The organism is Allobosea sp. FG18, assembly GCF_057809495.1.
Map to the genome: position 1 here is coordinate 49,819 of NZ_JBMDKB010000012.1, position 22,796 is coordinate 72,614.

Annotated in this window: 20 protein-coding genes; 10 read left to right on the plus strand and 10 right to left on the minus strand. The window is 67.0% G+C overall.

Annotated elements, in window-relative coordinates; all coding sequences use genetic code 11:
- The first annotated feature begins 290 nt into the window (after positions 1-290).
- From ACODTJ_RS14685 to ACODTJ_RS14705, 5 genes are all read left to right on the plus strand, one after another.
- Entirely contained in the window at positions 291-1,976 is a 1,686-nt protein-coding gene (locus ACODTJ_RS14685) for an ABC transporter substrate-binding protein (RefSeq protein ID WP_454656911.1), read from the plus strand.
- Positions 1,957-2,907, plus strand: coding sequence for an ABC transporter permease (locus ACODTJ_RS14690; protein WP_454656910.1), 951 nt, complete (start codon positions 1,957-1,959; stop codon positions 2,905-2,907). The genes ACODTJ_RS14685 and ACODTJ_RS14690 overlap by 20 nt, the downstream gene beginning before the upstream one ends.
- Entirely contained in the window at positions 2,904-3,773 is an 870-nt protein-coding gene (locus ACODTJ_RS14695) for an ABC transporter permease (RefSeq protein WP_454656909.1), read from the plus strand. The genes ACODTJ_RS14690 and ACODTJ_RS14695 overlap by 4 nt, the downstream gene beginning before the upstream one ends.
- Complete coding sequence (locus tag ACODTJ_RS14700) at positions 3,770-5,452, plus strand: dipeptide ABC transporter ATP-binding protein (RefSeq protein ID WP_454656908.1); 1,683 nt, start codon at positions 3,770-3,772, stop codon at positions 5,450-5,452. The genes ACODTJ_RS14695 and ACODTJ_RS14700 overlap by 4 nt, the downstream gene beginning before the upstream one ends.
- A gap of 94 nt (positions 5,453-5,546) precedes the next feature.
- Positions 5,547-5,708, plus strand: a complete 162-nt coding sequence (locus tag ACODTJ_RS14705; protein ID WP_454656907.1) for a hypothetical protein — start codon at positions 5,547-5,549, stop codon at positions 5,706-5,708.
- Positions 5,709-5,892: 184 nt separating this feature from the next.
- Here ACODTJ_RS14705 and ACODTJ_RS14710 read toward each other — a convergent pair whose 3' ends face one another.
- Complete coding sequence (locus ACODTJ_RS14710) at positions 5,893-6,453, minus strand: hypothetical protein (protein ID WP_454656906.1); 561 nt, start codon at positions 6,451-6,453, stop codon at positions 5,893-5,895.
- 318 nt (positions 6,454-6,771) lie between these two features.
- Here ACODTJ_RS14710 and ACODTJ_RS14715 point away from each other — a divergent pair, with 318 nt between their 5' ends.
- The 3 genes from ACODTJ_RS14715 to ACODTJ_RS14725 all read left to right on the plus strand — a co-directional run bounded on the left by ACODTJ_RS14715 (position 6,772) and on the right by ACODTJ_RS14725 (position 9,981).
- The gene (locus ACODTJ_RS14715; protein WP_454656905.1) at positions 6,772-8,559 is read left to right on the plus strand and encodes a peptide ABC transporter substrate-binding protein; all 1,788 of its coding nucleotides are present in this window, start codon (positions 6,772-6,774) and stop codon (positions 8,557-8,559) included.
- A 227-nt stretch (positions 8,560-8,786) separates the two neighbouring features.
- Positions 8,787-9,761: a Bug family tripartite tricarboxylate transporter substrate binding protein gene (locus ACODTJ_RS14720; protein WP_488849236.1), complete on the plus strand. Its 975-nt coding sequence runs from the start codon at positions 8,787-8,789 to the stop codon at positions 9,759-9,761.
- 73 nt (positions 9,762-9,834) lie between these two features.
- Positions 9,835-9,981 (plus strand): hypothetical protein, encoded by a 147-nt coding sequence (locus ACODTJ_RS14725; protein ID WP_454656903.1) that lies wholly within the window; start codon positions 9,835-9,837, stop codon positions 9,979-9,981.
- A gap of 19 nt (positions 9,982-10,000) precedes the next feature.
- On the opposite strand, the gene ACODTJ_RS14730 is transcribed toward ACODTJ_RS14725, so the two are convergent.
- Together ACODTJ_RS14730 and arfB are read right to left on the minus strand one after the other, a co-directional pair.
- Positions 10,001-10,486 (minus strand): regulatory protein RecX, encoded by a 486-nt coding sequence (locus tag ACODTJ_RS14730; protein ID WP_454656902.1) that lies wholly within the window; start codon positions 10,484-10,486, stop codon positions 10,001-10,003.
- Positions 10,487-10,577: 91 nt separating this feature from the next.
- Complete coding sequence (gene arfB / locus ACODTJ_RS14735) at positions 10,578-10,997, minus strand: alternative ribosome rescue aminoacyl-tRNA hydrolase ArfB (protein WP_454656901.1); 420 nt, start codon at positions 10,995-10,997, stop codon at positions 10,578-10,580.
- A 100-nt stretch (positions 10,998-11,097) separates the two neighbouring features.
- Here arfB and mazG point away from each other — a divergent pair, with 100 nt between their 5' ends.
- The gene (mazG, locus tag ACODTJ_RS14740) at positions 11,098-11,934 is read left to right on the plus strand and encodes a nucleoside triphosphate pyrophosphohydrolase (protein ID WP_454656900.1); all 837 of its coding nucleotides are present in this window, start codon (positions 11,098-11,100) and stop codon (positions 11,932-11,934) included.
- 12 nt (positions 11,935-11,946) lie between these two features.
- Here mazG and hflX read toward each other — a convergent pair whose 3' ends face one another.
- The 7 genes from hflX to dusB form a co-directional block, all read right to left on the minus strand.
- Positions 11,947-13,275 carry a GTPase HflX gene (hflX, locus tag ACODTJ_RS14745; protein WP_454658993.1) on the minus strand — a complete coding sequence of 443 codons (1,329 nt, stop codon included), beginning with the start codon at positions 13,273-13,275 and terminating at the stop codon, positions 11,947-11,949.
- Positions 13,276-13,348: 73 nt separating this feature from the next.
- On the minus strand, positions 13,349-13,597 hold the full coding sequence (hfq, locus tag ACODTJ_RS14750) for an RNA chaperone Hfq (RefSeq protein WP_038365847.1): 249 nt from the start codon (positions 13,595-13,597) through the stop codon (positions 13,349-13,351).
- A gap of 419 nt (positions 13,598-14,016) precedes the next feature.
- Entirely contained in the window at positions 14,017-15,384 is a 1,368-nt protein-coding gene (gene ntrX, locus ACODTJ_RS14755) for a nitrogen assimilation response regulator NtrX (RefSeq protein ID WP_454656899.1), read from the minus strand.
- A complete protein-coding gene (locus ACODTJ_RS14760) occupies positions 15,381-17,645 on the minus strand; it encodes a sensor histidine kinase NtrY-like (RefSeq protein ID WP_454656898.1) in 2,265 nt (754 codons plus the stop codon). Before ACODTJ_RS14760 ends, ntrX begins: the two co-directional genes overlap by 4 nt.
- 148 nt (positions 17,646-17,793) lie before the next feature.
- Entirely contained in the window at positions 17,794-19,245 is a 1,452-nt protein-coding gene (ntrC, locus tag ACODTJ_RS14765) for a nitrogen regulation protein NR(I) (protein WP_454656897.1), read from the minus strand.
- Positions 19,246-19,261: 16 nt separating this feature from the next.
- Positions 19,262-20,395, minus strand: coding sequence for a two-component system sensor histidine kinase NtrB (locus ACODTJ_RS14770; RefSeq protein WP_454658992.1), 1,134 nt, complete (start codon positions 20,393-20,395; stop codon positions 19,262-19,264).
- A gap of 27 nt (positions 20,396-20,422) precedes the next feature.
- The gene (gene dusB, locus ACODTJ_RS14775; RefSeq protein WP_454656896.1) at positions 20,423-21,412 is read right to left on the minus strand and encodes a tRNA dihydrouridine synthase DusB; all 990 of its coding nucleotides are present in this window, start codon (positions 21,410-21,412) and stop codon (positions 20,423-20,425) included.
- A 177-nt stretch (positions 21,413-21,589) separates the two neighbouring features.
- Between dusB and ACODTJ_RS14780 the strand changes: the two genes are divergently transcribed.
- On the plus strand, positions 21,590-22,795 hold the full coding sequence (locus ACODTJ_RS14780) for a bifunctional 2-C-methyl-D-erythritol 4-phosphate cytidylyltransferase/2-C-methyl-D-erythritol 2,4-cyclodiphosphate synthase (RefSeq protein ID WP_454656895.1): 1,206 nt from the start codon (positions 21,590-21,592) through the stop codon (positions 22,793-22,795).
- The last annotated feature ends 1 nt before the right edge of the window (position 22,796 follow it).

Genomic DNA, 22,796 nt, shown 5'->3' on the forward strand with positions numbered 1-22,796 from the left:
CAGCTTGCACCGCGTCACCAATGCTAAAAGCACCACGCGCATTGCCGTGGGCTCCTTTGCTTGAGGAAGGCCCATGCTCATCCCGTTCAATGTCATCGTACACGCCCTGTTGCGCCTGTCGGCGTTCCTGCACTGGACGCGCACCGGCGAGCCCCGCCGCCGCCGCTGCGAATAGCGCAGCGGCGGCGCCGCGCACCCCGACCGACCATCGATTTCCGACATGCCAAGGGCTTCAGGCCGCGGCCATCGCTGGCCCGCGCCGATGCCCCAACTCATCCCGAGGTACTTCCATGAACCGGGCCGAACTCTCCCCGTCCCGCTGCGTGCTCCAGCCACAGCATCAAGAAACCGCCCGAGAAGCAGCCACGGCGCGGCGCCTTCATCTGCGTGCGGCGATTGCAGCCATCGCCCTTCTCGCGGCCGGAGCCCCTGCCCTCGCCACCGACAACCAGGCGGGCGGAAAGCCCGTCGCCGGAGGCACGCTGACCTTCGGCCTGGCGAGCGACACCGCGATCATCGATCCCTCGATCACCGGCAGTTCGATCACGGCGCTGATCACCCGCAACCTCGTCGATTCCCTCGTCGGCCAAGCCGAGGATAACAGCTTCACGCCCTGGCTGGCGGAACGCTGGGAGGTGAATGCCGACAATACGATCTACACCTTCCATCTTCGCCGCGGCGTGACCTTCAGCGACGGCACGCCTCTCGACGCGGCGGCGGTCAAGTTCAATTTCGAGCGGATCCTCGATCCCAAGACGACATCGAGCTATGCGAAGTCCCTGCTCGGTCCGGTGGCCGGCATCGCCGCGCCCGACGCCGCGACGGTGGTGATCTCCTACAAGCAGGCCTTCGCGCCATTGCTGCAGGGCTTGAGCCTGCCCTATCTGGGCATCCAGTCGCCGACATATCTGCGCGAGGCTAAGAGCACGACCAACACCGTCGTCGGCTCCGGTCCCTTCCTGCTCGAGAGCTTCACCAAGGGCAGCGGCAGCCGGCTCACCCGGCGGGCCGACTACAACTGGGGACCGGGCTATGCCGCGCATCAGGGCCCGGCCCATCTCGATGCCATCGTGTTCCGCTACCTGCCGGAATCCTCGGTTCGCCTCGGCGCGCTCAGCAGCGGACAGGTGCAGGCGATCGACGAGGTACCGCCGGCGAATTTCCGCTCCGTTCAGGGCGACAGCCGCCTTCAGGTCGTGACGCGCGAAAACCCCGGCGTGAACCGCTCGCTGTTCCTGAACACGAGCAAGGGCCCCTTCGCCGACAGCCGGGTTCGTCAGGCCTTCCAGAGCGCGATCGATGCGCCGAATGCGGTCAAGGCCGCCTATTTCGGCAGCCTCAAGGCAGCCGATAACATCTTCGGCCCTTCGACGCTCTATTACGATCCGAAGATCGCGAGCACATGGGGCTTTGACCAGCAGAAGGCCGCGAAGCTGCTCGACGAGGCCGGCTGGACCGCGAAGGACGGCGACGGCATCCGCTCGAAGGGCGGCGAACGCCTGAGCCTCCGCTTTGTCTACGACGCCGCCGCGTGGAGCGCCTCGGACCTGACCGTGGCCCAGGCGGTCCAGTTCTCCGTCAAGAAAGCAGGCTTCGACCTCAAGCTCGATCCCGTCGATGCCGGCGGATACACCGCCCGCACGGCTGCGAACGACTATGATCTCACCTCGCTCTACTATGTCCGAGCCGAACCGGACATCCTGCGGACCGTCTTCCATTCGGCCTATATCCCGCCGAACGGCGCCAATAATGCGCGGGTGAAGAGCCTCGACGAGATCCTGACCAAGGCGATCGGCGCCTCCGGCGAGGAGAGACAGCGCCTCTACGGCCAGGCTCAGGCCGAGATCATCGGCCAGGCCTATGCCGTGCCGCTTTACGTCGTCGCCTATCAGCTGGGCGCCTCGAAGAAGCTGCAGGGCGTCAGCTGGGCGACGAATGCAAAGCCGAACCTCTACGATGCCTGGCTGGCTCGCTAACGCCCTGCCCGCGGGGCTCAGGCGCCTCGGGGTGATCGTCGCCGTGCTCTGGGGCGCGGCCACGATCACCTTCGTCGCCGTCAAGGCGATCCCCGGCGACCCCGTCGCGGTCCTCACCGGCGGCGAGAACGTCGTCGACGCGGCCGAGCGGGAGGCGCTGATCCGGCAGTTCGGCCTCGACCAGCCGCTGCCCGTGCAATACCTGCGCTACATCGGCCAGGCCCTGCTCGGCGATTTCGGCGAGAGCTATCAATACCGGCAGCCTGTCATCGAGGTCATCGGCGAGGCGGCCGGGCCGACGCTGCAGCTTGCAGGCACCGCGATGGCGCTGGCGCTCGGGCTCGCCTTCGTCAATGCGCTAGCCACGGCAGGACGACGCAAGGGACTGCGAACCGCCCTCGCCGGCCTGGAGCTCGCCGTGCTGAGTACGCCGGTCTACTGGGTCGGCCTCCTGCTGCTGACGGTCTTCAGCTTCTATCTCGGCTGGTTCCCGGTCATCGGCGGCGAAGGCTTCCGCGCCCTCGTACTTCCTGCCATCGCGCTGAGCCTGCCGCTCGCGGCCCTGCTGGGGCAGGTCCTGCGCGACGGGCTGGAAGAAGCCCTGCTCCAGCCTTTCGCCCTGACCGTACGGACACGCGGCGTTAGCGAGACGCAGTTGCTGCTGCGCCACGCGCTGCGTCATGCCGCGCTCGCGGTCTCGACATTGACCGGCACGCTCTTCGCCGGCGTCCTCGCCGGCTCGATCCTCACCGAGACCGTGTTCGGGAGGGCCGGCATCGGCCAGATCACCCTGCAGGCGATCAAGACGCGCGACATGCCCCTGCTGCTCGGGCTGGTGATGCTGTCGGCTCTCGTCTCGGTGCTGATCAACCTGGCGGTCGATGCCCTCTACCTGCTGATCGACCCACGGCTGCGGAGGGCCGCGCGATGAGCCTCGCCCTCGACATCGTCGCGCGTGTTCGCAACGGCGGCGGGCGTGCCGGGCATGCTTGGCGCGCACCGGGTCTCGTCGCCCCCCTCGCCTTCGTGCTGCTTCTCGTGGCTGCTGCCGCAGTGCCGCACTGGTTCACGGCACTGGCGCCTGACGCCGTCGATACCGATGCGATCTTGCTGCCGCCCGGCCTCGCCCACTGGTTCGGTACCGACCAGCTCGGCCGCGACGTCTTCACCCGCGTCATCCACGGCACCTCGCAATCGCTGGGCATCGGCCTCGGCGCGACGCTGATCGGCTGCGCCGGCGGCGTGCTCCTGGGCACGGCGGCGGGCCTTGCCCCGCCCATCCTGCAGCGCCTGCTCGTGCGGCTGATCGATATCCTGCTGGCCTTCCCGGAAATCCTGCTCGCCCTGCTGATCATCGCCGTGCTCGGCCGGGGGCCGACCAACACCCTCCTCGCCGTCGGGCTTTCCAGCATCGCGGGCTATGCCCGGCTGGTGCGCTCGCAAGTGCTGCGCGTCTGGCAGTCCGGCTATGTCGAGCATGCCGTCTCGCTCGGCGAGGCCACGCCGGCGATCATCGCCCGCCATGTCGTGCCGAATGCCATACGGCCGCTCGTCGTCCTGGCCACCATCGGCGTCGGCAATGCCGTGCTTTCGGCGTCGGCCCTGAGCTTCATCGGGCTCGGCGTGGTGTCGCCCGCCGCCGAATGGGGCGCGCTTCTGGCCGATGGGCGCAACTTCCTCGATACCGCACCGTGGATCAGCTTCCTGCCGGCAACGGTCGTCGCAGCCTCGGTCATCGCCATCACGATCCTGGGGCGCCGCCTGCAGCTCCTGCTTTCACAGGGAGGCCAGCCATGAACGTCCAGCTCGTCGGGCTGCATGACCTCGTCCGGGCCGCGCCGGCCGCCCGCTCCACCATCCTCGACGTCGAGGACCTGCATATCAGCTTCCCGGGCCGGCAGGGTCCGCGGGAGGTCGTGCGCGGCATCTCCTTCACCATCGGTGCCGGAGAGATCCTCGCGATCGTCGGCGAGTCCGGCTCGGGCAAATCGGTCACCGCCCGCGCACTCGTCGGATTGGCAGGTCCGGGCGCAGAGCAGCGCGCCCGGACACTGCGCCTCTCGGGCCATGATGGCGAGACCCATTCCCTGAACGGTCTCACGGAGCGGCAATGGTCGAAGATCCGGGGCCAGGAGATCGGCTTCGTACTGCAGGACGCACTGGTCTCGCTTGATCCGCTGCGGACGATCGGCCGGGAGGTCGGCGAGCCGCTCCTGACCCACGGACTGGTTCCGCGCACGGAAATCGGCGCGGAGGTCGAAACCCTGCTCGCGCGCGTCGGCATTCCCGACCCGGCTGTCCGGGCTGCGCAATACCCCCACGAGCTTTCGGGCGGGCTGCGGCAACGGGCGCTCATCGCCTCGGCGCTGGCCGCAAGGCCGCGGCTGCTGATCGCCGACGAGCCGACCACGGCGCTCGACGTCACGATCCAGCAGCAGATCCTCGACGTCTTCCAGGCGCTCGCCAGGGCCGGGCATGGCATTCTGCTCATCACGCATGATCTGGCGGTGGCCGCGCAGCTCGCCGACCGTATCGCGGTCATGCAGAACGGCGAGCTGGTCGAGACAGGCCCGGTGCGGGAGGTCCTGCGGAAGCCGCGCCATGCCTATACGCAGCGCCTTCTGTCGGCCGTGCCGAGCGCCGCGACACGCGGACGCTGGCTGTCGACGCAAGGGACCCGGCCAGGGAAGCCGCAACAGCCCGAGGGAGGAGAGCCGATCCTGGCGCTGCGCGATATCGCGGTGCGGTTCACCCGCCCGGATCGGGGCGTGACCAGCGCGGCCGACGGCGTCTCACTGACGGTGTTTCCCGGCGAGACCCTCGGCATCGTCGGAGAATCGGGTTCAGGCAAGACCACGATCGGCAAGGTCGCGCTCGCATTGCGAAAGCCTGACCAGGGCGAGGCCCTGTTCCGTGGCTCGGCCTGGAGCAGCCTGTCCGAGCGCCAGCGCCGGCCACTGCGCCGGCATATCCAGACGATCGTGCAGGACCCGCTGAATTCCTTCGATCCGCGCTATACCGTCCGGCGGATCATCGAGCAGCCGCTTCGGCTTCACACCGCCTTCGGCAAGGGTGACCGGCAAGCGCGTGTCGAAGAGCTGCTCCGGCTCGTCAACCTGCCGACGGAGGTCCTCGACCGGCGGCCGGCGACATTGTCGGGCGGCCAGCGGCAGCGCGTCTCGATCGCGCAGGCGCTGGCGAGCGAGCCCGATCTCCTGATCTGCGACGAGCCGGTGTCCGCGCTCGACGTGACCACGCAGGCGCAGGTGCTCGATCTGCTGATCGCGCTTCAGCATCGGCTCGGGCTGGCGATGCTCTTCATCTCCCATGACCTCGGCGTGATCCGGCACATGAGCGACCGGATCGCGGTGATGAAGGATGGCGTCATCGTCGAGACAGGACCGGCCGACGCGGTGTTCGACGCTCCGCAGCATGCCTATACGCGCCGCCTGCTCGCGGCGGTTCCGCGGCTCTAGCCATGGGCCGGCGATCGGCGCATGGAAATGGTGCTATCCGCCGCCCTCGATGGCACCAATGCGCCGCAATGAAACGGCGGCCAGAACGGCGAGAATGGCGACACTCGCGGCGCTGAACATCGCCGCGCTGCTGAACCCCGCGGTGAATGCCGTCCGCGCCGTTTCCAGAAGCCCGGGAGGCAGTTGCGAAGCGACCGAGGTTGCCCCCCACAAGCTGTCGCTGACGGCCCCAGCCCTAACGAGGGCGCTCGATTGAATGAGCCGAGAAGATAGCAATCTGATTTGAAAACGCAGCTAAATCTCTGATTTTACGTCATATATCGACAAGTATCAGCAAGAGCAGACAATCAGCGAAAACACACTAATGCGGACACCGCTTCCGCCATCTCCTCAGATTCCGGCCACAGCGGAAGCATGATGGTCGCGCGCCCGCCTCAGCGTCACGGGCTCATCATGCTGGTGAACTTCAACACCGCGTGCGGGCTTCTCTCCGAATAGCCCACGACCTCGCAGCCCTGCCTGACTGGCCCAGCACCGCGCAACGTGATCGTGGCGTTGTCACGCGAATAGCCGCCGCGCACCGCATAAGGCGCCGGCGCGCAGCCCTTCTTGAAGGCGTAGGCGGTGCCTTCGAGGCGCCCGCCTTGCAGGAACGGGCTGCCGCGGAAGAGCACGCTGCCCGGCTTCACCACATCCCGAATCGATGCCTTCGGCTCGGCATAGACGATCAAACCGTCGGCCAACGCGGTCCACATCACGCTGCCATTGTGATCGTAGCCGCCGAACGACGCGCCATCGATGCTGTCGAGATCGACGGTCTCGGCCCCTGCCCGACCCGGCACCGGACCAGCAGAATCGGGAGCCGCCCCCCGCTCTGCCGTGGCGATGCTGTTGAGCGGATCCTTCCGGCTCTCGCCGCCTATCGGTGCCGAGCGTCCGCTGGTGAAGAACAGCGCGCTCAGCCCCACCAGGAAGACGAACGTTAAGTATCGCGTGAACATCAAACCCCGCAGCCAACTGTTCGCGGGAAGACCATCGGGCCGGAACCCTCAAATTGCATTCAATCCGGAGCGTAAAATTGCGCACATCCGCGCATTCTCTGCATCGGGTCGACTGCTTGCGCCGGCAACGCGTCACTCCGGGACATCTTAGGACGCAGCGACCCCTGCCGGATGACGATACGCATTGCCGGCATTGCCGGCATGCTCCGGCCATTCGCCGACTGGACGCCCGCGCCCGGCCATGCATTGCTGACGCGCCAACGAAAACACGGCAACGAATGCCGGGGCACCAGTTTGCTGAAAAGTGGAGGGAAACCCATGAAGGAACAGGAAATCCGCGGCCTCGTCGCGGGTGTGAAGGACGGCTCGTTGTCGCGACGATGCTTCATCCAGAAGATGGCGGCCGTAGGTATCACGGCGCCGATGGCGACCCAGATCCTCGCCTGGAACGACGTTGCGATGGCCCAGCCGGCCGACGGCTACAAGCCGACCAAGGCCGGCGGCGGCGGGCCGCTCAAGATCCTGCTCTGGCAGGCTCCGACGCTGCTGAACCCACACTTCGCCTCGGGCACCAAGGACCAGATCGCCTCGCGCATCTTCTTCGAGCCGCTGGCCGGCTGGGACAAGGAAGGCAACCTCATTCCGCAGCTCGCCGCGGAAATCCCGAGCAAGGCCAATGGCGGTCTTTCCGCCGACGGCAAGGAAGTGATCTGGAAGCTGAAGAAGGACGTGCAATGGCATGACGGCAAGCCGTTCACAGCCGATGACGCCGTCTTCACCTGGGAATATGCCGCCGACCCGGCGACGGCCGCCTACACCACCGGCTCCTATGCCAACATCAAGGTCGAGAAGATCGACAGCCACACCATCAAGGTGATCTTCAAGGAAGCGACCCCGTTCTGGGCTGACCCCTTCGTCGGCGTCGCCGGGATGATCATCCCGAAGCACCATTTCGGCGAGTACAAGGGCGCGAAGTCCCGTGAGGCTCCGGCCAACCTGAAGCCCGTCGGCACCGGCGCCTACAAGTTCGTCGACTTCAAGCCGGGCGACATCGTGCTGGCTGCTCGCAACGAGAACTACCACGTCAAGAACAAGCCGCAGTTCGACACGCTCGAGGTCAAGGGCGGCGGTGACGCGGTTTCTGCTGCGCGCGCCGTGCTCCAGACCGGCGAATACGACTATGCCTGGAACCTGCAGGTCGAGGACGAGGTCCTCAAGCGTATGGAAGCCGGCGGCCGCGGCAAGGTCGTGGCGGTCAAGGGCGGCGACGTCGAGTTCATCATCCTGAACACGACCGATCCGTGGACCGAGGTCGACGGCGAGCGTTCGAGCGTCAAGACCAAGCACCCCTCGCTCAGCGACCCGGCCGTGCGCCAGGCGATGAACCTCCTGATCGACCGCGATTCGATCGAGAAGTTCATCTATGGCCGCGGCGGCGTCGCGACCGCGAGCTTCGTCAACGAACCCAAGCAGTTCAAGTCGACCAAGCTCAAATACGAGTTCAGCATCGAGAAGGCCAACAAGATCCTCGACGATGCCGGCTGGAAGAAGGGCGCCGACGGTATCCGCGAGAAGGACGGCAAGAAGCTCAAATACGTCTTCCAAACCTCGATCAACGCCCCACGCCAGAAGACCCAGGCCATCATCAAGCAGGCCTGCCAGCGCGCCGGCATCGAGCTCGAGCTGAAGTCGGTCACGGCATCGGTGTATTTCTCGTCTGATGTCGCCAACCCCGACACCTACACCAAGCTGTACTGCGACATGGAAATGTACACCACGACGCAGCCGCAGCCCGATCCGGAGCGGTTCCTCAACCAGCTCGTCTCCTGGGAGATCGCCAGCAAGGAGAACAAGTGGCTGGGCCGCAACGTCTCGCGCTACTCGGACCCGGAAGCCGACAAGGCCTACAAGGCCGCCCAGAAGGAGCTCGACCCGGTCAAGCGCGCCGCGCTGCTGATCAAGGTCAACGAGATCTTCTGCGAGGCCAACGTCATCCTGCCGGTCCTGTCGCGCACGGTCGTCGGCGCTGCCATCAACAACCTGACGCCCGACATCTCCGGCTGGGAGGTGACGACCTGGAACCTGGCGAGCTGGTATCGCAGCTGATCGCCGTCCATGGTTCGGAGGCTGGCGCAAAGCCCGGCCTCCGAACCGAACCTGCCTCCAGCCCCGCCACGGGCCGGAGGATGCTTTCACGCATTCGGGTTGCATCGGCCGCGCCCGGCATATCCCCGCGTAGCGGCGCGACCGGATGCCCCTTCCTGTTCTCCTGAACCCTGCACGCCACGAAGGCAGGGGCCGACAAGCGCCGCATCAAGGGAGACGCATCAACAATGACGACGAAACGAGACTTGATCCTCGCGACCGCCGCCTTCGTGCTGCTGGCGGCGGCGCCGGCACTGGCCGACACCTGGCCGCAGCGGCCGATCACCTTCATCGTGCCCTTCCCGGCCGGCGGCGGCACCGATGCCTTCGCCCGGCCCCTCGCCGCCCAGCTCGACCAGCAGCTCGGCCAGCGCATCATCATCGAGAATCGCGGCGGTGCCGGCGGTACGGTCGGCGCCTCGGCCGCGGCGAAGGCCAAGCCCGACGGCTACACCTTCTTCGTCGGAGCGGCGCATCATGCCATCGCGCCGGCGCTCTATCCGAAGCTCGACTACAGCATCCAGACCGACTTCATCCCGATCGCGGTCATCGCCCAGCCGCCGCAGGTCATCGTCGTCCATCCCGGCAAGGTCCAGGCCAAGACGGTGGCCGAACTGGTCGACTTCGCTCGGAAGAACCCGGAGAAGCTGAACTATGCCTCTGCCGGCAACGGCACGACGCATCATCTCGCCGGCGAACTCTTCCAGATCTCGACCAAGACGAAGCTGACCCATGTGCCCTATCGCGGCGCAGGCCCCGCCTTGCAGGACACGGTCGCCGGCCAGGTCGACCTGCTGTTCGACGGTCTCGGCTCCTCGGCCGCCCAGATCCAGAGCGGCGCATTGCGGGCGCTCGCGGTCGCCGCGCCGACCCGTTCCGAAGCCGTACCCGATGTGCCGACAGCCAAGGAGGCCGGCCTGGAGGGCTTCGAGGTCTCGACCTGGTATGCCCTCTGGGCGCCCAAGGGCACGCCCCCGGAGATCGTGACGAAGATGCGCGAGGAGGTGCAGAAGACACTCAAGATGCCCGCCATCGAGGCCGTCTGGAAGAAGAGCGGCTCGCCGATGCCGACCCTGAGCGGAGAGGATTTCGGCAAGTTCGTCACGGCCGAGGTCGAGCGCTGGGGCAAGGTCGTCAAGGAGGCGCAGGTCAAGCTGGAGTGAGACCGGCGTCCGTGACCGTTCTTCCCGTGCCGCATCGGCTTGAATTCGCGCGCTGATGCGAGAGGGATGGAGCATGACGAGGCTCGTCGTCATCGGCTTGGCGGTCGCGCTGACCGCCTTTGCCGCCCTGCTGGCGGTGAGCCTCCTCACGGACTTCGCAACCGTGCCCTGCCAGGACGGAGTGTGGAGCGCGACGAAGCAACGTTGCATCCCGACCTGAAACGCCGCGCGCCACACCGTCAGGTCAGCGCGCCACCGTTCGCATCTTCGTCTGCTGCACCGTCGATCACGGCACGGGCTATGGTGATCGAGAAGCCGGCTCGCGCCATGGCTGCGAGGTCCTTCTGGCGGCTGGCTGCCCGGTCACCGCGCGACCATGGGCCGAGCCGCTTGCGCCGCGCCGCCTTCCGGGCGGCGGCCAGCTCCTCCGCGTCGCCGACGCTGCTGGCGCGTGCCGCAAGTTCACGGCCCACGCCTTTCGCGGTGAGTGTCGCCGCGACGGCCCGCGCCGAGCGACCGCGGCGCCTGAGCGTTGCAGCCCTCGCCTCGGCGAAACGCCGGTCGTCAACCAGCCCGGAACCGATGCAACGCGAGACGACATCCTCGAGCGCAGCCGCATGCGCTGCCGGGTCTTCGCCATGGTGGCGGCAGCTCAGCGCGATCTTTCGCGCCAGCACCCGGCGCAATTGCGCGGCCGGCGCGGCGTAACGTTCGAGGTAATGCATCGCCGCCCGCTGGAGATAGTCTGGCGTAATCCGCCGCGGTGCCCGGGCGGGGCGTGCACCCTGCCCCCGCCTGTCGCCTTCCTCTGTCATGCTAGTCGGAAGCCGGTCTCTGCCGGCCGGCCTTGACGCCGGAGCGCTTCTCCTTCGAGGCGAGCCGGCGTTCCTTCGAGGCCTTGGTCGGTTTCGTCGCACGCCTGATCTGCGGGCGCACAGCTGCTGCGCGGATCAGTTCCAGCAGACGCTCGACAGCCTCCTCGCGGTTGCGCTTCTGGCTGCGATGCGTCTGGGCGACGATGACGATCACGCCCTCCTGCGTCAGCTTGCTGCCGGCGAGTTTCATCAGCCGGATCGCGACATCGTTGGGCAGGGATGGCGAGCGGCGCGCGTCGAAGCGGATCTGTACCGCGCTGGAGACCTTGTTGACGTGCTGACCGCCCGGACCGGAGGCGCGCACGAAACTCTCCTCGATCTCGCTCTCGTCGATCGCGATGGACGGGGTGGCTTGAATCATGGGAGGAGGATTATCAAAGTTTTGCGCATTGCCTCAGCGAAAAACCGGTTCCCGCTTCTTCGCGCAAGGCTCCACCCGCATTCACGGAGACATGAAAGCGTTGAAGCCCTCTCGCGAGATCGCCGGCCTGATCGAAATCATGGCTGCGCTGCGCACGCCGGAGACCGGCTGCCCCTGGGATCTGGAGCAGGATTTCGCCTCGGTCTCCCCCTACACCGTCGAGGAGGCCTATGAGGTCGCTGACGCGATCGCCCGCGGCGACAAGCTGGACCTCAAGGATGAGCTTGGCGACCTGCTGTTGCAGGTCGCGTTCCATGCCCGCATGGCCGAGGAGGAGGGCTCCTTCGCCTTTCCAGACGTGGTCGAGGCGATCACCACGAAGCTGATCCGCCGGCACCCGCATGTATTCGGCGATGCGCGCGATCTCTCCCCGGCCGAGGTGAAGACGCTCTGGCACCGGATCAAGGCCGAGGAGAAGGCTGCCAAGGCGGCTGCGCGCGAGGCGGCCGGCCTGCCGCCGCAGACCGAGGAGCGCGGCGTCCTGGCCGGCGTGCCGCACACCCTGCCCGCCCTCACCCGCGCCTGGAAATTGCAGGCCCGCGCCTCCACCGTCGGCTTCGACTGGAACGATGCCCGCCTCGTGCTCGACAAGATCCGTGAGGAAACGGCCGAGATCGACGAGGCGCTTGCCGGCGGCGACAAGGTTGCGATCCACGAGGAGATCGGCGACCTGCTCTTCGTCGTCGCCAATCTCGCCCGCCATGCCGGTGCCGACCCGGAAGGCTGCCTCGCCGCCGCCAACGCCAAGTTCGAACGCCGGTTCAAGGGCATCGAGGAGGCCCTGGAGGCAGAGGGCCGGACCGCGAAAGAGGCCAGCCTCGACGAGATGGAGGCACTCTGGCAGGCGGTGAAGCAGCGGGAGAAGGCCGCCGGCTAGCCGCGGCAGGGCTTATCCCTGCCGCAGAGCCTCGGGAAAGCGCGCCGTGAACGCCCCTTCCCGCTCGGGCGGCAGACGCACGACGAGCTTCAGCGCGCCATCCTCGCCGTCCTCGCGCTGGAGGATTTCGCCATTGGCATGCAGCCAGGCCAGCGACTTGCCGTCTCCGGGAACGAGTTCCAGCGTGTAGACCGGGCGGCTATGCGCGATGCGGGTCTCGATCGCGCGGGTCAGCCGCTCGATGCCTTCCCCGGTCAGCGCCGAGACCAGAACCGGGCGCGACCCATCGGGCCGGAGCGTCGCGATACCGAGCTGGCGCTCGCGCTCGGCCGGGTCGAGCAGGTCGGCCTTGTTCCAGACCTCGATGACGCGCTGGCCATCGTCCGGGTTGATGCCGAGGTCGCGCAGGATCGCCTGCACGTCGGCGGCCTGGGCCTGCGTATCCTCGTGCGCGACGTCGCGGACATGCAGCAGCACATCGGCCTCGATCGCATCCTCCAGCGTGGCGCGGAAGGCGGCGACGAGCTGGGTCGGCAGGTCGGAGATGAAGCCGACCGTGTCGGAGAGCATGATCCGCGCGCCATGCGGCAGCTTGATCGCGCGTGCCGTCGGATCGAGCGTCGCGAAGAGCATGTCCTGCGCCAGAACCTCCGCCGAGGTCAGCCGGTTGAACAGCGTCGACTTGCCGGCATTGGTGTAGCCGACCAACGCAACGATCGGATAAGGCACGCGTTTCCGGCTGGCGCGATGCAGCGAGCGCGTACGCTTCACGCTCTCCAGATCGCGCTCGATCTTGGTCATCCGCTCCTGGATGATGCGCCGGTCGGCCTCGATCTGGGTCTCGCCGGGGCCGCCAAGGAAGCCGAAGCCGCCGCGCTGGCGTTCAAGGTGGGTCCAGGACCGCACCAATCGGCTCTTCTGGTAATTGAGATGCGCAAGCTCGACCTGCAGCGCGCCTTCCTTGGTGCGCGCCCGCCGGCCGAAGATTTCGAGGATCAGGCCGGTGCGGTCGATGACCTTGCAGCCGAAGGCCTTCTCGAGATTGCGCTGCTGGACCGGCGACAAGGCGCAATCCATCACGACAAGCCCGATCTCCTCGATCTTGATGCGTTCGGCCAGCTCCTCGACCTTGCCCTTGCCGAGATAGGTCGCCGGGCGCAGCGCCGTCAGCAGCACCTGCACCGGCTCGACGACGGTCAGGTCGATCGCGGCCGCGAGCCCGACGGCCTCGTCCAGCCGCGCCGCGAAGGAACGCTGGTTGGCATCGACCGCGATGCCGCGCTTCTGCAGATAGGGTCCCACGACATAGGCGCGCGTATTCGCCGCGATCTCGCGTTCGATCTCGTCGAGCGGCTTCGCGCCTGTGACACGCGTGGCCGCCCGATCCTTGTCGTCCTTGTGGCTTGTCGCCAAATCAGTTCTTGTCCGTTTCCTCGGGCTCGAACAGCTGCACCGGATGGCCGGGCATGATGGTCGAGATCGCGTGCTTGTAGACCAGCTGCGAATGACCGTCACGGCGCAGCAGCACGCAGAAATTGTCGAACCAGGTGACGACGCCTTGCAGCTTGACGCCGTTGACGAGGAAGATCGTCAGCGGAATCTTCTGCTTGCGCACATGGTTGAGGAAAGTGTCCTGAAGGTTCTGTGCCCGCTCGGCGGCCATGGGTAGTCCCTGTTGTTGGGATCGCCGATCGGATTAAAATCCAGCGATCCAATTCGTTCCGTTTCAGGCCGGCGGCGCATTCCACCAGCGTCGGAACACCGATGCTCCATTAGATCGTCGTCTTCGCCCACAACGCAAGTGCAGCATTGCCGACTTTAGACGCATGCCGCCTGCGTAGCGCGCAAATGGGCATGCGTGGCGCGCCTAACACCGTTTCCTGGCTTGGCTTTGGCTCCGGCACCACCCTTGTCATTCCGGGGCGCGCCACGGGCGCGAACCCGGAACCCACGACCGGGTGAGACCTTTTGTCTCCCGTTGCCGGTGGCTCGCCCGGTCGTGGGTCCCGGGTTCTTCGCTCCGCGAAGCCCCGGAATGACAAAGGTGGCTGCTAACAGCTGCTGTCGTATATCGACGCGCCTTCAGCCGACGCCGAGCGACTTCAGTTTCCGGTGCAGCGCCGAGCGTTCCATGCCGATGAACTCGGCCGTGCGCGAGATATTGCCGGAGAAGCGGGCGATCTGCGCGATCAGGTACTCGCGCTCGAAGATCTCGCGCGCATCGCGCAGCGGCAGGCTCATCAGGCGCTCGCCACCGGAGCCCGACGGCGTCGTCGGCACCATCGCGCCGACTTCGGCCGGCAGCATCTCGATCGTCACCTCGGCCGTCGGATCGCCCTTGGTCAGGATCATCAGGCGTTCGACATTGTTGCGCAGTTCGCGGATGTTGCCCGGCCATTCATGCGACTGCAGCACGGCCATGGCGTCGCTGCCGATCTGGCGCTTCGGCAGGCCGCTGGCGATCGAGATCTGCTCCATGAAGAACTCGATCAGCTCGGGAACGTCCTCGCGCCGCTCCGACAGCGGCGGCACCTTGATCGGCACGACGCTGAGGCGGTGATAGAGATCCTCGCGGAAATGTCCGTCGGCGATGAGCTGCGCCAGGTCGCGGCTCGACGAGGAGATGACGCGGACATCGACATGCACCCGCGTCGCACCGCCGACACGCTGGAAGTTCTGGTCGACGAGCACGCGCAGGATGCGGTTCTGCGTCTCGCGCGGCATGTCGCCGATCTCGTCGATATAGAGCGAGCCGCCATGGGCCTCCTCGAGCGCGCCGATCCGGCGCCCGCGCCCGTCTCCGCCCTCGACCCCGAACAGCTCCTCTTCCATCGTCTCGGGCGTGATCGTCGCCGCGTTGATGACGACGAACGGCCCGCTGGAGCGCGTGGAAGCGCCATGCAGCGTGCGTGCCGCCAGCTCCTTGCCGCAGCCGGGCTCGCCGGTGATCAGCACGCGCGCATTGGTCGGCGCGACGCGCTCGATCGTCTGGCGGAGCTGGTTCACGACCGTCGTACGGCCGACGATTCGGTCGGCCTGGACCGAGCGGGTCTTGAGCTCGCGGACCTCGCGGCGCAGCCGCGAGGCTTCGAGCGCCCGCTCGGCGACCAGCACCAGCCGATCGGCCTTGAACGGCTTCTCGATGAAGTCATAGGCGCCGCTCTTGATCGCCGAGACCGCCGTCTCGATGTTGCCATGGCCGGAGATCATCACCACCGCGAGATCGGGGTGGTTTTCCTTGATCAGCTCCAGGACCTGCAGGCCGTCGAGCCGGCTGCCCTGCAGCCAGATGTCGAGGAAAACGAGATTCGGCCGGCGCGACGCGATCGCGGCCAGCGCCTCGTCGGCGGAGCCCGCCTTGCGGGTCCGGTAGCCCTCGTCCTCCAGCAGGCCGGCGACCAGATCGCGGATATCGACTTCGTCGTCCACTACCAGGATGTCAGCGCTCATAGGCGTATCCCATTCTTCCCATCATCTGTGTTGCGAGAGCTATTTTCGGGCTGGCCGGCCGCATCGCTGCCCTCAGCGTCCTGCGCCGGACCCGTTTCGGGGAACCAGAGACGGATGCGCGCACCTCGCGCACCGCTGGCAGCGTCCGGACGGTCGAGCAATTCGATACCGCCGCCATGGTCTTCCAGGATCTTGCCGACGATGGCGAGGCCCAGGCCCGTCCCGCCCTCGCGCGTCGTCATGTAGGGTTCGAGCAGCTTCTGGCGCTGATCCGCCGGCAGACCCTTGCCGTTGTCGATGACGTCGATGACGATCCGGCCGTCGTCGAGCCGTGCCATCTGCACGTCGATGCGGCCCTGTCCGCGCTCTTCGGCCGGCACGGCCTCGATCGCCTCGGTGGCGTTCTTGATGACGTTGGTCAAAGCCTGCGAGATCAGGCGACGGTCGAAGCGCGCCGGCACCGCCTCGTCCGGGAGCACCTCCGCGATCGTCGTCTCGGGATTGCCGACCCGCCAGAGGAAGACGATCTGTCTGACGGTCTCGACGATGTCCTCGCGGGCGAGCGAAGGCTTCGGCATGCGGGCGAAGGACGAGAATTCGTCGACCATGCGCCTGATGTCCTCGACCTGCCGAACGATCGTATCGGTGCACTGGTCGAAGACGTCCTTGCCCTCGGTGATGACACGCCCGAACCGGCGCTTGATGCGCTCGGCCGAGAGCTGGATCGGCGTCAGCGGGTTCTTGATCTCATGCGCGATGCGGCGGGCGACATCGGCCCAGGCGGCCGTGCGCTGGGCCGAGACGAGGTCGGTGATGTCGTCGAGCGTCACGACGAGCCCGGCGCCGATCCCCTCGCCTTCCCTGACGGCGCGGATATTGACCATCCGGTCCTGCCCGGCGCGCGTGAAGGCGACCTGACCTGAGCTCAGGCGCTGCCGGTTCTGCAGGGCCTCCGTGACGAAGCCCGCCACCTCGGGCGCGACCTCGCCGATCGGCTTGCCCAGCAGGCGCCCGCCGGTGCCCAGCAGATTCTCGGCCGAGCGATTGATCGTCGTGACATGCCCGTCGCTGTCGAGGCTGAGGACGCCGGACGAGACACCGGACAGGACCGTCTCGGTGAAGCGCCGCCGCCGGTCGATGACCTCGCTCGCCGTGACCAGGCTGTCGCGCTGGCGGCGCAGCTCCGCCGTCATCTTGTTGAAGGTCTCTCCGAGATGGGCGAGATCGCCCTCGGATCGTCGGATCGGCACCTGAACGTAGAAATTCCCGCTCGAGACCTGATCCGTCGCATCGATCATCCGCCGGATCGGCGCGACCAGGCCATTGGCGAAGCTCAAGCCCAGCCAGATCGCCGAAAGCAGCAGGATCAGCGCGATCAGCCCGTACATCGAGGCGAAGGCGATCTGCACGCCCTTTCGGCGCGCATCGATCGAGAGATATTCGACAGCCGCCCCGCGCGCGACCGAAGGGAACTCGACGGCGAGCGGATCGACCTCGCGCGCAACATGCAGGAAGCTGTTGTCATAGGCCGGAAGCTTCACCACGGCACCGAAGACGGTACCCGTCCGCGGGATGACGCAGATCGGCTCCGGCGCGGACTTGGCATCGTCGAAGGCGGCCTGATCCGGCATGGGCGGATCGCGCAGCACGTTGATATTGGCACGCACGACCACCTTGTCCGGCGGCTGCATGATCGTGGCGACGGGTAGTCCCAGCGCTGTCGCGCGCGTCGTAAGGAAGTTCTCGAACCATTTGCGGTCGACGTCGAAGGCAGGCTTGGCCCGGCTCAGATCGTCGGCGAGCACACGGATTTCGCGGCCGAGCGAACGGCATTGGCTGGCGGCATAGGCATCCGCGACCTCGACCGACTTGAAGACGGCATCGCGCATGCGGTCGGAAAACCATGGTTCCAGCCCGCGCTCGATCGTAATGGTGGCGATGATCGCGACGAGCACGGCCGGCAGGGCGGCGATGATGCTGAACAGGCCGACGATGCGGACATGAAGGCCCGCCGCAGCCGCTCCCGCCTTGCGGGCGCGGATCAGCACGGCTGCCTCGATGGCGACGATGACGATCAGCACCAGGATCAGCAGCGCGTTCAGCACGAACACGCCGACGACGACCTCGTGCACGGGCACGATCGGCGTCGCGCCCGACAGCACGAGGAAGGTGAGCAGCGCCGAGATCAAAGCCAGCGCGACAACGATCCCGCCGACCCAGCCCGATACGCGACGGGATTTCTCCTCGCCGCGCGGCATCATTCTGGCTTCGTTGACCGACGCAGACACGTTTTCCGACAACTCCGAAATGGCAGGGATCGCGAACCGATCACGCCTGCGGGGCGCCACTGATGCGCCGCCGCAACGGTGTTGTCAAAATATGACATTCACAAGGCGGTGATGCCGCGTTTCAGCGCGGCGAGCGGACCACCTGCATGTCGAGTTCGCGAATCTTCTTGCGCAGCGTGTTGCGATTGAGCCCGAGCAGCTCCGCGGCTCGGATCTGGTTGCCGCGCGTGGCGGCGAGCGCCGCGGCGATCAGGGGCGGCTCGATCTCGCGCAGGATGCGGTGATACAAGCCCGGTGGCGGGATATTGTCGCCGAAACCGCCGAAATACTGGCCGAGATGGCGCTCGACAGAGCCGGACAGGGTCTCGGCGCGCTCGGAAACGGCAGGGCTGCCGATGTATCCCGCCCCCACCGCCGCCGGCTGCAATTCGGCCTCGATGATCGGCGCGGTGATCGTTTCCTGCGGGTAGAGCGCGGCCAGGCGCCGCACGAGATTTTCCAGTTCGCGGACGTTACCCGGCCAGCGATACTGCCGCATCACGTCCATCGCTTCCGAATCGACCTGCTTGCGCGGCAGCCCCTCCTTCTCGACCAGCGTGAAGAAGTGGCGAACGAGATCGGGGATGTCCTCGATGCGCTCGCGCAGGGGCGGCAGGCGGATCGGCACGACGTTCAGCCGGAAGAACAGGTCCTCGCGGAACAGCCCCTGCGCGATCGAGATGCGCAGGTCCTTGTTGGTCGCGGCGACGATGCGGACATTGGTCTTGATCGGGGTGCGGCCGCCGACCGTGGTGTATTCGCCCTGCTGGAGAACGCGCAGCAGGCGCGTCTGCGCCTCCATCGGCATGTCGCCGATCTCGTCGAGGAAGAGCGTGCCGCCCTCGGCCTGCTCGAAGCGGCCGGACGAGCGCGTCAGCGCGCCGGTGAAGGCGCCCTTCTCATGGCCGAACAGCTCGGACTCGATCAGGTCCTTCGGGATCGCGGCCATGTTGATCGCGACGAAGGGCCCGTTCTTGCGCTTGCCGTAATCGTGCAGCGCGCGCGCCACCAACTCCTTGCCGGTGCCGGATTCGCCGTTGATCATCACGGTCAGGTCGATCGGCATCAGGCGGGCCAGCGCACGATAGACATCCTGCATCGCCGGCGAGCGGCCGATCAGCGGGATGTCCTCGGGTTCGGCTGCATGGCCGCGCGCTGCCTCGCCGCGCGGGCGCGACATGGCCCGCCCGACGATGGCGACGAGCTCCTTCAGGTCGAAGGGCTTCGGCAGATACTCGTAGGCGCCGCGTTCCGACGCCTTGATCGCCGTCATGAAGGTGTTCTGAGCGCTCATCACGATGATCGGCAGCTCTGGCCGCACCCGCTTTATGCGCGGCAGCAGGTCAAAGGCATTGCCGTCGGGCATCACGACATCGGTGATGATCAGGTCACCCAGCCCCTGGGCAGCCCAGGTCCAGAGCGTGGCGGCCTGACCCGTGGTCCTGACTTCATAGCCCGCCCGGGCCAGCGCCTGGTTCAGGACGGTGCGGATCGCGGCGTCGTCGTCGGCGACAAGGATGTGACCGGTCGGCATGTGTTGCTTGAGGCCTTTACGTTGCCTGCCCCGACCTGAGCTGGTGCAGGGGCAGGAGGATCCTGAAATGCGTCCGGCGCGGAACGGACTCGCATTCGACGATTCCGCCGTGATCGCCGATCACCTTGGCGACAAGTGCAAGTCCAAGGCCACTTCCCTGAGCCTTGGTCGTGACGAAGGGATCGAACAGGTGCTGCACCAGATCAGTAGGCACGCCCGGCCCGTTGTCGCGCACGCCGATCTCGAGCGGCAGCGCGATGCGCTCCGACGAGCCGGGCACCTGCAGGCGGATACCCGGGCGGTAGGCGGTCGTCAGCGTGATCTCGCCGTCGATCGCGCCCTCGCCGATGGCTTCGGCGGCATTCTTGATGAGATTGAGCAGCACCTGGACGAGCTGATCGCGATTGCCGGCCACCGGCGGCAGCGACGGGTCGTAGGCCTCGGTGAAGCGGATATGCCGGGCGAAGCCGGATTGGGCGAGGCGCTTCACATGGTCGAGCACGTCATGGACATTGACCGCGTCGCGCTCGCTCGGCCGCTCGTCGCCGAACAATTCGACACGCTCGACCAACTTTACGATCCGGTCGGTCTCGTCGCAGATCAGCTGCGTCAGCATCCGATCCTCGTCGCCGATCGAGCCTTCGAGCAGCTGCGCCGCGCCGCGGATGCCCGAAAGCGGGTTCTTGATCTCGTGGGCCAGCATCGCGCCGAGCGCGGTGATCGAGCGAGCTGCCCCGCGATGGGTCAATTGCCTGTCCATTTTTTCAGCAATTGTTCGTTCTTGCAGCATCAGCACGACGGCGTCGCCCTGGCTGGGCAAGGGAGAGGCAAAGACATCGACGATGTGATCGGTTCCGAGGCGGGGCGTGCCGAGATCGAGGCGGTACTCGCTGACGCTGGCGCCGCGGCGCTGCACCTCCTCGATCACCCCCAGCACGGGTGAGCCGAAGGCGACGAGATCATCGATGCGCTGGCGCTTGAGCAGGGCGGCGCTCGACTGGAAGAAATCCTCGGCTGCCGTGTTCGCATAGAGCACGGCATGGCTCTCGCCGATCACCAGCACCGGCATCGGCAGCACGTTCAGCGCCTGGACCTCGATCGGATCGAGCAGGTAGGTGCTCCGGCTTCCAAGCCCCTTGTCGGCAAACATCGCCGTCATCGGCTGCTCCTTGCGGCGTCAGGCCGCTTCGCGATTGCGTTCGGTCGAGAACAGGCCGGTCAGCGCGACCAGGACCTGTTTGGGCTCGTCAGACGTCAGAAGACTGCGGCGCAGCTCCGCATCGGGCTCGCAGCCATCGGCAACGGCGTCATCCGCATAGGCCGCCAGATGCTTGCGGGCATGGCGCACGCCATGCGCCACGCCCATCAGGGACAACAGGCCCTCATAGTGCTCGCAGGCCAGCGCGAGCTTCTCGGCCAGAGTGAGTGGGGGGAACGCGCGCCCGTCGAGCGCCGCGCCGATCGCGCCGACCAGCCAGGGCCGGCCGAGCGCAGCACGCCCCACCATCACGAAATCGGCGCCCGACTGTTCCAGGCAAGCCCGCGCATCCGCGACATCGTGGATGTCGCCATTGGCCACCAGTGGGAAGGCGCCGGCAGCACGCACCGCGGCGATCGCCCGCCAATCAGCCGTGCCCTTGTAGAATTGCTGGCGCGTCCGGCCATGGACCGTGATCATCCGCGCCCCAGCATCGACCGCCCGACGGGCAAGCTCGGGAGCATTGCGGGAAGCATCGTCCCAGCCGAGGCGCATCTTGACCGTCACCGGCACGCTGGTGGCGGCAACGGCGGCCTCGACCAGCGCGATCGCATGGTCGAGATCGCGCATCAGGGCGGAGCCGGCCCAGCCGCCCGTTACTTTCTTGGCCGGGCAGCCCATGTTGATGTCGACGATATCGGCGCCGTTGGCCTCGGCCAGCCGCGCCGCCTCACCCATCCAGTACGGGTCGCAGCCGGCGAGCTGGACGACATGCGGCGAGACGCCCTCGCCCTCGGCCCGGATGCGCGCTTCCTCGCTGCCACGCACGAATTCGTCGGATGCAACCATCTCCGACACGACGATCCCGGCGCGGCTGCGCGCCGCCAGGCGACGCATCACGATGTCGGTCACGCCAGACATCGGCGCCAGGAAGGCACGGGAGGCGATCGGGATATCTGCAATGTCCAAAAGGGCAGGCTGCTTTTAAGGCAATTCTCTATATGCATATTTATTGGACAATGCTGCATGAGCGCAAGCGCTTAGGCGGAATGCTGCAATGCAACAGCGTCACACCCCCCTGCCCCATCGCAGCGGAATTGGTTATGGCATGCGCTCTTGACCCGCTTGCAGACAGGATCCAGCGCCGTGCTCCGTCAATCCGATGCGCTTCCGCCGGTTGCAGCCCTGCTCGTCGCGGCCGGCCGCGGCCTGCGGGCCGGCGATGGCGAGCCGAAGCAGTACCGGCTGGTCGACGGCCGCCCCGTTCTCGCTCATGCGCTCACGCCCTTCCTGGCGGAGCCGGCGATCGAGCGTATCGCCATCGTCATCGGCGAAGGCGACGAGGCACGCTACGCCAATGCCATGGCCGGCATCGACGGCTCCCGTCTCGTGACGCCGACGCTCGGCGGTGCAACGCGCCAGGCCTCGGTGCGGCGCGGTTTGCTCGCGCTGTCGCGCGAGGGCTTCGACGGTATCGTGCTTGTCCATGACGCGGCCCGCCCCTTCGTTTCGCGCGCCCAGATCAGCGCCGCGATCCACCGGCTCGGTGCCGGCGGCATCGCCGCGATCCCCGCTTTGCCCGTCACCGATACAGTGAAGCGCACCAGCGCCGACGGCCATGTCGCCGAGACCCCGCCGCGCGACCAACTCGTCACCGTCCAGACGCCGCAGGCCTTCCGCTTCAGGCCCCTGCTGGAGGCCCATGAGGCCGCGGAGGCGGCCCTGCTCGATGGCTTCACCGACGATGCCGCCCTGATGGAATGGGCCGGCCATCCGGTCGCGACCTTCCAGGGCGACCCGGCCAACGTGAAGCTGACCCATGCCGCAGATTTCCTGCGGGCCTCCGCACAACCGGGCAAGGCGCTCGTGACGCGGGTCGGCACGGGCTACGATGTCCATGCCTTCGGGCCGGGCGACCATGTCTGGCTCGGCGGCGTCCGGATCGGCCACGACCAGGGCGTCATCGCCCATTCCGACGGTGACGTCGCGCTCCACGCGCTGACCGACGCCCTGCTCGGCGCGCTCGCAGACGGCGATATCGGCACGCATTTCCCGCCGAGCGATCCGCAATGGCGCGGCGCAGCCTCGGCCCAGTTCCTTGCCTTCGCCGCGCAGCGGGTGCGCGAACGCGGCGGGCGGATCGACCTTCTCGACCTGACCGTCGTGTGCGAGGCCCCGAAGATCGGCCCGCACCGCGAGGTCATCCGCGCCGAGATCGCAGCGATCGCCGGCCTGCCGCTCGGCAAGGTCGCGATCAAGGCGACGACCTCGGAGCGCATGGGCTTCACCGGCCGGCGCGAGGGCCTCGTCGCATTTGGGACGGCAACGATCCGCCTGCCCGAGGAGGACTAGC

What these genes read in the sequence shown, in the direction of transcription:
- ACODTJ_RS14760 (WP_454656898.1), bottom strand. Translation starts at nt 17,645, where the DNA reads ATGATGCCGCGCGGCGAGGAGAAATCCCGTCGCGTATCGGGCTGGGTC.
- ntrC (WP_454656897.1), bottom strand. Translation starts at nt 19,245, where the DNA reads ATGCCGACCGGTCACATCCTTGTCGCCGACGACGACGCCGCGATCCGC.
- ACODTJ_RS14720 (WP_488849236.1), top strand. Translation starts at nt 8,787, where the DNA reads ATGACGACGAAACGAGACTTGATCCTCGCGACCGCCGCCTTCGTGCTG.
- ACODTJ_RS14690 (WP_454656910.1), top strand. Translation starts at nt 1,957, where the DNA reads ATGCCTGGCTGGCTCGCTAACGCCCTGCCCGCGGGGCTCAGGCGCCTC.
- ACODTJ_RS14715 (WP_454656905.1), top strand. Translation starts at nt 6,772, where the DNA reads ATGAAGGAACAGGAAATCCGCGGCCTCGTCGCGGGTGTGAAGGACGGC.
- ACODTJ_RS14710 (WP_454656906.1), bottom strand. Translation starts at nt 6,453, where the DNA reads ATGTTCACGCGATACTTAACGTTCGTCTTCCTGGTGGGGCTGAGCGCG.
- arfB (WP_454656901.1), bottom strand. Translation starts at nt 10,997, where the DNA reads ATGATTCAAGCCACCCCGTCCATCGCGATCGACGAGAGCGAGATCGAG.
- ACODTJ_RS14700 (WP_454656908.1), top strand. Translation starts at nt 3,770, where the DNA reads ATGAACGTCCAGCTCGTCGGGCTGCATGACCTCGTCCGGGCCGCGCCG.
- ACODTJ_RS14725 (WP_454656903.1), top strand. Translation starts at nt 9,835, where the DNA reads ATGACGAGGCTCGTCGTCATCGGCTTGGCGGTCGCGCTGACCGCCTTT.
- ACODTJ_RS14695 (WP_454656909.1), top strand. Translation starts at nt 2,904, where the DNA reads ATGAGCCTCGCCCTCGACATCGTCGCGCGTGTTCGCAACGGCGGCGGG.
- ACODTJ_RS14730 (WP_454656902.1), bottom strand. Translation starts at nt 10,486, where the DNA reads ATGCATTACCTCGAACGTTACGCCGCGCCGGCCGCGCAATTGCGCCGG.
- hfq (WP_038365847.1), bottom strand. Translation starts at nt 13,597, where the DNA reads ATGGCCGCCGAGCGGGCACAGAACCTTCAGGACACTTTCCTCAACCAT.
- ACODTJ_RS14770 (WP_454658992.1), bottom strand. Translation starts at nt 20,395, where the DNA reads ATGTTTGCCGACAAGGGGCTTGGAAGCCGGAGCACCTACCTGCTCGAT.
- ntrX (WP_454656899.1), bottom strand. Translation starts at nt 15,384, where the DNA reads ATGAGCGCTGACATCCTGGTAGTGGACGACGAAGTCGATATCCGCGAT.
- ACODTJ_RS14685 (WP_454656911.1), top strand. Translation starts at nt 291, where the DNA reads ATGAACCGGGCCGAACTCTCCCCGTCCCGCTGCGTGCTCCAGCCACAG.
- ACODTJ_RS14705 (WP_454656907.1), top strand. Translation starts at nt 5,547, where the DNA reads ATGGCGACACTCGCGGCGCTGAACATCGCCGCGCTGCTGAACCCCGCG.